Genomic DNA, 10634 nt, shown 5'->3' with positions numbered 1-10634 from the left:
ATCGCGGCAACGTGCTTCTCCCAAAAAACGGTCGTGTTTTCCATGCTTGCTCCGGTATCAAATCGAAGTAGCAAGAATGCGGAAATTCGGATTAGCCAGCAAGTCTGGGGTTTATGGAGCGCTTACGGTTGAACAACGGTATGACCCAGCAGCGCCCCGGGAAGTGCGATCACGCGTGACTGCGCTGACGCAGAGGGAGGCGCCGGTGCTGGGGTTTCCTTACTGAAATGTGCGACAACAATCTGGCTGAGCTTGTAGGCTGCGGCTTTCGGTCGGCTTGCCGCCAGCCGACCATCGCATTGTAAGGAGACCCCATTTGGATATGCGCACCTTTACCGCCCCGCTGGCGGGAATCGATCCCGGCAACTGGCTGCTTGCGGCTGGCGTCGCCGTGGGCAGCTATGTGATCCTGCACGGCGCCGTGGTGCTGTTCCGCCGTCACCTGGCCAAATTGAGCGAGCAGGGCAGGGCCGACCGGCCCGCCGCCGAATTGCTCAAGGCCACCCTGGCGCGCACCAGCAAGCTGGCGCTGATGATCACCGCGCTGCTGCTGGGGCTGACCGTGCTCGAGCTCGGGGCGCCATGGTCCGACCGCGTGCGCCACCTGTGGTTCATTACCCTTGGCGCGCAGCTGGCCCTGTATCTCGACCGTGCGCTCAGCGTGGGCGCGCAGCGCTACTTCCGCAGCCGCGCCAGCGCGCCGGACGCGCCCGCCACAGTGGCCAACACGCTGATGGTCTGGGTGCTGAAAACCGTGCTGTGGGTGGTGTTTTTCCTGGCCGTGCTGTCGAACGTGGGCATCGATGTCTCGACCCTGGTGGCCAGCCTGGGCATCGGCGGGATTGCCGTCGCGCTGGCGGTGCAAAATGTGCTGGGCGACCTGTTCGCCTCGCTGTCGATCGCCGTTGACAAGCCGTTTGAAGTGGGCGACGCGATCAGCGTCGCCGGGTTTTCCGGCAATGTCGAACACGTGGGTCTGAAGACCACCCGCATCCGCTCCGACAGCGGCGAGCAGATTGTGATCGCCAACGCCGAGCTGCTGAAAAACACCTTGCGCAACTTCAAGCGCATGTCGACCCGGCGCGTGCAGTTTTCGCTGCGCGCCAATCCGTCGACCACCAGAGCGCAGGCGGCCCAGGTACCGGCCGTGCTGCGCGCGATCATCGAACGCCAGGAAGGCGTGCGCTACGACCGCGTGCACTTGAAAAGCGTGACCCAGGAGGCGCTCGAGTTCGATGTGGTGTTCCATGTGCTCGATCCTTCCTACGGTCGCTACATGGATATCCAGCAGGCCATTTTGCTCGACGCCATGGAGGCCTGCGAGGAGCTGGGCGTGTCCACGGTCGGGGCGTCGCGCCATGTGCTGATCGAACGGGTGGCGCGTCCCGACAGTGCGCGGCCGGCCGCGTCCGCCAAGCCGGCGGCGCTGCACAACGTCGTATTGACGCGCAAGCAGCCGTCCTGAATAGTCTTTTGCGGCGGTAACGAAATGGCATCGAATGGCGTTTCCGCGCACAATGTCTGCAAGGAGGAACGTGCCATATGGATACCGCAGTCAGATTTCCCACCACGCCCAAGGCGGTGAAAGCGCATGCGCTCAAGCTCGCGCCGCGCATGAACGTCGAGAAAGCCTTTCAGGCGATCATGCGCAATTGCCTGGACCAGGTCGAGGCCAACGAAACCGGGGTCATCAAGTATCACGATGTCGAGAGCCTGCACCAGATGCGGGTCGGCCTGCGCCGCCTGCGCGCGGCGCTCGGCATGTTTGATGACGTGCTCAGCCTGCCCGTGGCGCTGCGCCAGGAGCTCGACTGGCTGGTGGCGCAACTGGGACCGGCGCGCGACTGGGATGTGCTGGCCGGCTCGACCTTGCCGGCGATCAGCGCCAGCGTTGACGCGCTGGCGCCGCTGGTGCCGGTGCAACTGGCCGCCGCCGACAGGGCCAACGCGCTGCATGCCGTGGCTGCGGAGGCGGTAGGATCCGAGCGCTACCAGGACCTGGTCGGCCACCTGGAGCGCTGGCTGGACGAGCGCGGCTGGCGCGCCATGCAGTTGCCGGCGGACCGGGCGCGGCTCAAGATGCGCATCGCCGACTTTGCCAAAGGCATTCTCGAAAAGGACCAGCAGCGCCTGCTCAAGCGTGGCCGCAAACTGAAGCATGCCGATCCCGAGGCGCGCCACCGGGTCCGCATCGCCGCCAAGAAAACCCGCTACGCCGCCGAATTTTTTGCATCGCTGTATCCGCAGAAAACCGTGCGCCCGTACGTCAGGGCGCTGGCCGGCTTGCAGGATGAACTCGGCTTGATGAACGATGCCAGCGTGGCCGGCGGCCTGCTGGCGCAGTTAAGCGAGGCCGATGCCGGTCTCAAGGTTGGCACCGCCTTCGTGCGCGGCTACCTGGCCGGGCGCGCCGGGCAGGGTGGCGGCAAGTTGCGCAAGCTGTGGAAGCGCTTTGTGCCTTTGCGCGCCCCGCATTGACGGGGCGATGCGGCGCGCTGCCGGGCTGGCGGCATGACGCTCCACGCTCAATGCGGAGATGGCACCGATGATTGAGGTGTGGAGCGCGTGCGACTTGGTGTTGCTGGTCCTGCGCCAGCGCTTGCCCTCAGTCATGTCCTTGATCCCATCCATCTGCGAGCGGGCCGTTTCGCGATTGACGTCGGCTGGGCGGCGCGCCATCCTGACTGCGAGATGAACCAGCGGCGCGGCCAGCGCAAGGCAGCGCATGCCGCCGCACTGCCATCGCCCGCCTTGTTTTGCCGTCTTCCGGCGCTGCAATCCGGGTGCCTCGGCGAGCTTTTCCCGACCCACATTGAAGAATCTTCTGACAAGTGGATTCACGCTTTGTCCGACTGGCGGCGCGACCCGTGAAATTTTCACCGGACTCGACCGGTATGCCTGCCGTGTGGGTCTATCTCCATTTCGAGGACGATTATGATCCGAGCGATGCCAAGATCAACCGTCTGCGCAAGGTGAGCAGCGCCATATCCCAGAAACTACTTGCCATGGAGCTCGATAGTTGGCCCTATGTCAAGCTTGTTACTGACTGACAGTGTCGCTCCACGCAGACTTGTTGGAACAGGCGTTCGCCTTGGCGAGCTTAGAGCGCGGCAAACCCAAACAAGCCAGTCTGCGTCGGGCGATGTCGTGTGCCTATTACGCGCCTTTTCACATGCTGGTCAGCGAAGGGGCGGCGCTGATTGGGTCGAAGCTCGGCAAGGAACCACGTATCAGGATCCGGCGTGCGTTTGTTCATGCCGATATGAAAGCTGTCTGCGCTTCTTACGCGGGTCCACCAACCCGCTTCCCGCCCCAAGTGGCGCCTCTGCTGACTTTTCCGCTTGATCCGGATCTGCAAGCCTTGGCCACGTTGTTTCTCAAGCTACAGGAAGAGCGCCATGCGGCGGACTACGACGTCGCCTGCGTTTTCAACAGAACCGAGGTGTTGACATATATGTCAACCTTGAACGCCATGTTCGTCAGCTGGGCCAGGGTCCGCGCCAGCGCGAACGCTAAAATTTTCCTGTTCGACCTGTTGTTGAGGAAATCGTGGAGCCGCCAATAGAGCGCCAGGCGCATCAACAAGGAAGACCAGCTCCTGTTGCGCATGACGTCGGTGCAGGAATTGCTCTCCAGATGATTGAACGGACGAACAAACCGTTCTCCGGGAGTATCGATTGAGACAGGCTGGATAAGACAGGCGGGGGCGGGCAGGCTGAAACAATGGTCCCTCCGACAAGAATCGAACTTGTATCCCACGCTTAGGAGGCATGTGCACTATCCATTGTGCTACGGAGAGGACGCTGTGATTCGGCGATCGGCGCCCGCCTTGGCCGGCCCGGTGTCGTGAATCGACCGCAATTATAGCCGAGGTTTGCACCCTAAATGGCGGCAAATTGGGTACTAGCTGTCCCAAGTCGGTACAATGCGTGCTTCATTCATTCATCCGGCCGGTTTTCCGGCCTGCGCACTCATCCTCTATGGCTGTCATATCTCTCTCGTCGGCGCAACTTGCGTTCGGCCACGTCGCGTTGCTCGATCACGCGGAATTTTCCCTTGAAACCACCGAGCGCGTCGGCCTGATCGGGCGTAACGGCACCGGCAAGTCCTCGCTGCTGAAAACCATCTCGGGCAAATTCAAGCTCGACGACGGCTTGTTGGTCATGCAACAAGGCATCAAAATCGCCTATGTCGAGCAGGAGCCGACTTTCGACCCGTCCATGTCGGTGTTTGACGCGGTCGCCGCCGGCATGGGTGGCCAGGCCGCCATGCTGGCCGAATACGAAGAACTGACCGGCAAGTTCGGCCAGGGCGACGATGATGCGCTGATGGAACGCATGCACGAACTGCAAGTGCAGCTCGATGCAACCGATGGCTGGAGCATGCAGAACAAGGTCGACACCACCCTCGACCGTCTCAGCCTGGCCGGCGAATCGCTGATGGGCACCTTGTCGGGCGGGATGCAAAAGCGCGTGGCCCTGGCCGTGGCGCTGGTCTCCGCGCCCGACGTGCTGCTGCTCGACGAGCCGACCAATCACCTCGACTTCCGCTCGATCCTGTGGCTGGAAAGCCTGTTGCGCGACTTCAAGGGCTCGGTCCTGTTCATCACCCACGATCGTAGTTTCCTCGATAACGTGGCCACCCGCATCATCGAACTCGACCGCGGCAAGCTGCTGTCCTATCCGGGCAATTTCACCGCCTACCAGACGCGCAAGGCCGAACAGCTCGAAATCGAAGAGGTCGAAGCGGCCAAGTTCGACAAGTTCCTGGCCCAGGAAGAAGTCTGGATCCGCAAGGGCGTCAAGGCGCGCCGCGTGCGCGACGAAGGCCGCGTGCGCCGCCTGGAAGCGCTGCGCCTGCTGCGCGCCGCCCGCCGCGACCAGCAAGGCCAGGTCAAGCTCGAAGTCTCTTCGGGCGAGCGCTCCGGCAAGATCGTGGCGGACCTGGAAAACGTCAACAAGTCGTATGGCGACAAAGTCATCGTCAAGGACTTCAGCGGCACCATCTTGCGCGGCGACAAGGTCGGCCTGATCGGCGCCAACGGCGCCGGCAAGACCACCCTGCTGAAAATGATCCTCGGCGAAGAACAGGCCGACAGCGGCTCGGTCCGCCTCGGCACCAAGCTGCAGGTCGCGTACTTCGACCAGATGCGCGCCCAGCTCAACGAGGAAGCGAACTTGATGGAAACCATCGCCCCGGGCAGCGACTGGGTTGAGGTCAACGGCGCGCGCAAGCACGTCATGACCTACCTGAACGATTTCCTGTTCGCGCCGGAACGCGCCCGTTCGCCGGTCAAGTCGCTCTCCGGCGGCGAACGCAACCGCCTGCTGCTGGCGCGCCTGTTCGCCAAGCCGGCCAACTGCCTGGTGCTCGATGAGCCGACCAACGATCTGGACATCGATACCCTCGAATTGCTCGAAGAGTTGTTGGAAGACTACACCGGCACCGTGTTCCTGGTCAGCCACGACCGTACTTTCCTCGACAATGTCGTCACCCAGGTGATCGTCGCCGAAGGCGAGGGCAACTGGCGCGAGTTCGTCGGCGGCTACACCGACTGGGAACGGGTCAAAGCACAAGCGCCGGCCCCGGCAGCCAAGGCGCCTGTTAAAAATCCTACAACAACTCCTAGCCTTCCTGTTGCCAAAAAGGTAAAATTAAGTAACAAGGAACAGCGCGAGCTCGATGAGCTGCCATTATTGATAGCCAGCCTGGAGGACGAGCAATCGGCCATCACGCAGCAACTCAATGCACCGGACTTTTACAGGACCAACCCAGCCGACGCCAAGCGCCTCAATGCGCGCTTCGCCGACATCGATCAGCTTCTGAGCGATGCGCTGGAAAAGTGGGAACTGATCGAAGCCCGTTCAAAGGGATGATCACCAACGCATAAAACAGGAGCAGGCAATCCGCCTGGCAGATGAAGAACCATGTCCGAACGCAATGAACAACACGACCTGACGGCGCTTGCCGCTGCCAACGTTCCGATGTTCAGCCGCGCGGCATGGGTCCGCATCCTGCCTTTCCTGGTTTATATCTTCTTCATCATCGCGGTCGATCTCCTGGCCCGCCTGGGCATCGAGCTCCAGGCGCTGCGCTGGATCTACGCGCTCAAGATCGGCGCCGTGCTGGCCACCCTGGCCTGGTTCTGGCGCGACTACACCGAATTGCACCGCTGGGACCTGGGCATGCCGGCCACTGCCGTCGCCGTCGTCACCGGGGTGGTGGTGCTGGTGCTGTGGGTCAGCCTGAACGCCAGCTGGATGGTGATCGGCGCGCCCGACGGCTTCAATCCCATCACCGGCGGCCGGATCGACTGGCTGATGGTGGCCGTGCGCATCGCCGGGGCCGCCCTGGTCGTTCCCGTCATGGAAGAACTGTTCTGGCGCTCCTTTCTGATGCGCTGGATCGATTCCGATCGCTTCCAATTGCTTGATCCAGCGCAAATAAGCCTCAAAAGTTTTGTGATCGGGGTGGTGCTGTTTGGATTTGAGCATAACCTGTGGCTGGCCGGGATGGTCGCCGGTGCCGCCTATTCGCTGTTGTACATGAAACAACGAAGCCTGTGGTCCTCGATCCTCGCGCACGCCGTTACCAACGGCCTTCTCGGGGTGTGGATTGTGCGAACAGGAAATTGGACATACTGGTAATATCTCGCCCATTCGATCCGACTTGAACAAAGACTAACAAATGCCTTCATCCTTGCCATCCTCTCAGCACAGTGCGCAAGTCGCCTTGCGCGCCGCGACAGCATCGCGCGCCGCAACGCGTACGGTCGCGCGCGCCGTGGCGCTGGCCCTCGCCCTGGGCGCCGGCGGCGGCCAGGCCTGGGCCGGGCCGTCCGATCCGCTGCATGTTTACGGCGGCCTCGGCTATTTTCACGACGACAACCTGTTCCGCCTGGCCGACGAGGCGCCCGGCTACGACAACCAGCGCAGCGATTCGGCGCGCCAGAGCGTGGTCGGGGTCTTGTTCGACAAAACCTGGAGCCGCCAGCGCATCCAGGCCCAGGGCAAGCTGTCCAAGGTGGCGTTTTCGCACTTCAAGCAGCTCGACTACGATGGCAAGGATTTCCAGGGCACCTGGAACTGGCAGCTGGCCAACCATCTCGAAGGCAGCCTCGGCGCGACTTACGCCCAGACCCTGGCGCCGTACACCGATTTCCAGAGCCGCGAGCGCAATCTGCGCGTGCAGCGCCGCCAGTTTGCCGACGCCGCCTGGCGCATGCACCCGAGCTGGCGCATGCGCGCGGCCGCGTCGCGCGACAAATATACCTATGAGCTGAGCGCGCAGCGCTACAACGACCGCACCGAAGACGCGGCCGAAGCCGGCTTCGACTATCTGCCGCGCAGCGGCAGCACCGCCGGCCTGGTGGCGCGCCGCCTCTCCGGCAAGTACCTGAACCAGCGCATCCTCGCCGGGGTGGTGCGCGACGACGATTACAAGCAGGATGAGCTCAAGGCGCGCGTCGTCTGGCGCGCCACCCCGACCACCACGGTGCAGGCGCTGGCCGGCTACGCCAAACGCAAGAATGCGCAGTCGGGTCCGCGCGACGTCAGCGGTTTTAACGGGCGCGTCACGGCCAGCTTCAATCCGCGCCAGAAACTGCGCCTCAACACCGCCGCCTGGCGCGAGTTTTCGGCCATCGAGAATTACTTCTATACCTTCAGCCTGAACCGCGGCGCCAGCGCCGGCGCCAGCTGGGACGCCAGCGCCAAGGTGCGCGTGGACGCCAACATGAGCGTCGAACAGCGCTCCTACGAAGGACGGCTGCTGAATAATTCGCCGGACGACCTGAACGACATGCTGCGCCAGGCAACTGTGGGCGCGACCTGGTCGCCCCTGCAAACAGTGCAATTTTCAACCTCTTTCATCCACCAGGAGCGCAGCGGCGCGCAGTTCCTCGGCAATGGAAGCTTCAAGGCGAACACGGTTTCGGTGAACGCCAATGCGCAGTTCTAAAGGTGCCCATGACGGTCAATGACATCCCCTTAATTTCGTTTTTCCAGCGCGTGCTCGATCCCCTGATCATCATGGGGACCCTGTATGTGTCGTCGATGTACTTCCATGAGCCGTTCACGGGGTATTCGCTGGTATTGATGATTCTCGCGTTCTTCGTGTCCTCGGCAGTCTACCAGCACGTCGATCCTTACCGCACCTGGCGCAGCGGGCGCATGGTCGCCTATGTGCGCGACACCGTGTTCGGCTGGGTGCTGACCGTGTGCGTGCTGCTGTTCCTCGGTTCGGCCAGCGGTTTGTCGGGTTATTACGACAATCAGGTGGTGCTGGCCTGGTTCGTCGCCACCCCTATCGTGATGCTGGTCAGCCACCTGGCGGTGCGGCGCGTCTCCGTCGGTCCCGGCAACAATACCGAGATGCGTTCGGTGGTGGTGATCGGCGCCAACGACGTCGGCCTCAAGTTCGCCGGCATCTGCGAGCGCCACAAGAATCTGTTCATGCAGATGCACGGCTTTTTCGACGACCGCACCGAAGACCGCCATCCGGCCAACCTGCGCCATCCGATGCTGGGCAAAATGGCCGATATCGCCGCCTATGTGCGCGAACACAACATCAAGATGATCTTCATCAGCCAGCCGATTTCGGCCCAGCCGCGCATTCGCAAGCTGCTCGACGAGCTGCAGGACACCACGGCCTCGGTCTACTTCCTGCCCGATATCTATGTGTTCGACCTGATGCAGGCGCGTTTCGACAACGTCGGCGGCATGCCCGTGATCGCCATCTGCGAAACCCCGTTCATGGGCCTGAACAGCATGATCAAGCGCACCAGCGATATCGTGCTCGGCCTGGTCATCCAGCTGATGCTGCTGCCGATCATGCTGGTCATCGCCGCCGCCGTCAAATTCACCTCGCCCGGACCGGTGATCTTCCGCCAGCGCCGCTACGGCCTGTATGGCGAAGAAATCATTGTCTACAAGTTCCGCTCGATGACCGTGACCGAGAATGGCGACACCGTGGTGCAGGCGCGCAAGGGCGACCAGCGCATCACCCGGGTCGGCGCCTTTTTGCGCAAGAGTTCGCTCGACGAACTGCCCCAGTTCTTCAATGTGCTGCAGGGGCGCATGAGCATCGTCGGTCCGCGTCCGCACGCGGTGGCCCACAACGAGCAGTACCGCAAGCTGATCAAGGGCTACATGCTGCGCCACAAGGTCAAGCCCGGCATCACCGGCTGGGCCCAGGTCAACGGCATGCGCGGCGAGACTGAAACGCTGGACAAGATGGAAGCGCGGATCCAGTACGATCTCGACTACCTGCGCAGCTGGTCGCTCTGGCTCGACCTGTGGATCATCGTCAAAACGGTGAAAGTGGTGTTCAGCCGCGAGAACGCGCACTGAGTTGGATTAAGAGAGGCTTAAGCCTCTGCCGCAGTGCAGCAAAGTTGTTTCGCTGTCATCGTTAACGCGCTAAAATGAGCGCCTGCGGACGTGCTCCGGCACAGTCCGCAGGGCATGATGCGGTGCGCAATGGCGGCACCATTTAAACGCATCGATTTGCCGAAATGTGTAATAATCCCGGCAATGTCGTTGTGTATTAATCAAGCTTTATAACAAAAATTCGAGGACTAAATTGAACATCTCCACCCTGGCCATGTCGCCGCCTTCACACAAACGTTTGCTGTGCGCCGCCCTGATGGTTGCGCTCGCCGGACTGGCCGGCTGCGGCAACAAAGACGGCAAGCCCAAAGTGGGGCAGGCCCTGGTCAGCGTCAACGGAGAAGAGATCACCGAATTGCAGCTGAGCGAGGAGCTGATGCTGGCCAACGTGCCGCCGGCCCAGCAGACCGAGGCCAGCAAGAAGCTGGTCGAAGCCCTGATCGACCGCCAGCTGCTGCAGAACGAAGCGGCCAAAGACAAGACCGACCGCGATCCCAAAGTGGTGCAGGCGATCGAACGGGCCAAGGCCCTGATCATCGCCCAGGCCTACATGCAGAAAAAAGTCGGCGCCGTGACCCGTCCGACCCCCGCTGAAGTGAACGACTACTACAGCAAGAACCCGGACTTCTTTGCCAACCGCAAGCAGTTCGACATGAAGCAGCTGGTCATCCAGACCCGCGACCTGAGCGAGGAAGTCAAGACCGTGGCCGAGAACGCCAAGTCGCTGGACGACGTCGCCGTCTGGTTCGACGCCAACAAGGTCAAGTTCATGCGCACCCAGGCGTCGCGCACCACCTCCGACCTGGCGCCGGAAATGTCGGCCAAGCTGAAAAGCATGCCAAAGAACCAGTTGTTCATCGTCAAGGAAGGCGAGCGCAGCATGCTGGTCTCGATCGTTGACGTGCGCGACAACCCGGCCACCCTCGAAGTGGCGGCGCCGCAGATCGAAAAATTCCTGTTCAACAAACGCACCAAGGACGCGGCCGATGCCGAGCTCAAGCGCCTGCGCAGCGCCGCCAAGATCGATTACCTGAAGGCGCCGACCCTGGCCGCCGCGCCGGCCGCGCCGGCCGCCCCGGCCCCCGTCGCAGCGACCCCGGCCCCGGCCCCTGCCGCTCCGGCCCCGGCCGAGCCGGCCGCCACGCCGGCGGCCGATGATGCCGCCACCGCGCGCGGCGTCGCCGGCCTGAAGTAAGCGGCCCCGGCCGCCGTCCCGACAACTGAAACCGATAAGAAGGTGATACA

The 10634-nt window shown here is 62.4% G+C and carries 9 protein-coding genes and 1 tRNA gene; 9 read left to right on the top strand and 1 reads right to left on the bottom strand.

Annotated features, from left to right (window positions below; genetic code table 11):
- Window positions 1–322 precede the first annotated feature (322 nt).
- The 4 genes from F2P45_RS24655 (at window position 323) to F2P45_RS24640 (ending at window position 3565) form a co-directional block, all read left to right on the top strand.
- Entirely contained in the window at window positions 323–1465 is a 1143-nt protein-coding gene (locus F2P45_RS24655) for a mechanosensitive ion channel family protein (protein ID WP_229505276.1), read from the top strand.
- A gap of 77 nt (window positions 1466–1542) precedes the next feature.
- Window positions 1543–2478, top strand: coding sequence for a CHAD domain-containing protein (locus tag F2P45_RS24650; RefSeq protein ID WP_166880783.1), 936 nt, complete (start codon window positions 1543–1545; stop codon window positions 2476–2478).
- A 389-nt stretch (window positions 2479–2867) separates the two neighbouring features.
- Entirely contained in the window at window positions 2868–3050 is a 183-nt protein-coding gene (locus tag F2P45_RS24645) for a hypothetical protein (RefSeq protein WP_166880782.1), read from the top strand.
- 23 nt (window positions 3051–3073) lie between these two features.
- The gene (locus tag F2P45_RS24640) at window positions 3074–3565 is read left to right on the top strand and encodes a hypothetical protein (protein WP_166880780.1); all 492 of its coding nucleotides are present in this window, start codon (window positions 3074–3076) and stop codon (window positions 3563–3565) included.
- A 159-nt stretch (window positions 3566–3724) separates the two neighbouring features.
- On the opposite strand, the gene F2P45_RS24635 is transcribed toward F2P45_RS24640, so the two are convergent.
- Window positions 3725–3799: transfer RNA gene (locus F2P45_RS24635), tRNA-Arg, on the bottom strand.
- Between the two features lie 181 nt (window positions 3800–3980).
- Here F2P45_RS24635 and F2P45_RS24630 point away from each other — a divergent pair.
- From F2P45_RS24630 to F2P45_RS24610, 5 genes are all read left to right on the top strand, one after another.
- On the top strand, window positions 3981–5876 hold the full coding sequence (locus tag F2P45_RS24630) for an ATP-binding cassette domain-containing protein (RefSeq protein ID WP_166880779.1): 1896 nt from the start codon (window positions 3981–3983) through the stop codon (window positions 5874–5876).
- 51 nt (window positions 5877–5927) lie between these two features.
- A complete protein-coding gene (locus F2P45_RS24625; RefSeq protein ID WP_223164825.1) occupies window positions 5928–6647 on the top strand; it encodes a CAAX prenyl protease-related protein in 720 nt (239 codons plus the stop codon).
- Window positions 6648–6687: 40 nt separating this feature from the next.
- Window positions 6688–7959, top strand: a complete 1272-nt coding sequence (gene epsL / locus F2P45_RS24620) for an XrtB/PEP-CTERM-associated polysaccharide biosynthesis outer membrane protein EpsL (RefSeq protein ID WP_229505273.1) — start codon at window positions 6688–6690, stop codon at window positions 7957–7959.
- Between the two features lie 8 nt (window positions 7960–7967).
- Window positions 7968–9350 (top strand): undecaprenyl-phosphate glucose phosphotransferase, encoded by a 1383-nt coding sequence (locus tag F2P45_RS24615; protein ID WP_166880777.1) that lies wholly within the window; start codon window positions 7968–7970, stop codon window positions 9348–9350.
- A gap of 232 nt (window positions 9351–9582) precedes the next feature.
- A complete protein-coding gene (locus F2P45_RS24610) occupies window positions 9583–10584 on the top strand; it encodes an EpsD family peptidyl-prolyl cis-trans isomerase (RefSeq protein WP_308613747.1) in 1002 nt (333 codons plus the stop codon).
- The last annotated feature ends 50 nt before the right edge of the window (window positions 10585–10634 follow it).

The sequence above is a fragment of the Massilia mucilaginosa genome (assembly GCF_011682145.1).
GTDB lineage: Bacteria > Pseudomonadota > Gammaproteobacteria > Burkholderiales > Burkholderiaceae_D > Telluria_A > Telluria_A mucilaginosa.
Note: the sequence above shows the minus strand (reverse complement) of the source record. Positions and strands in the feature narration are given on the sequence as shown.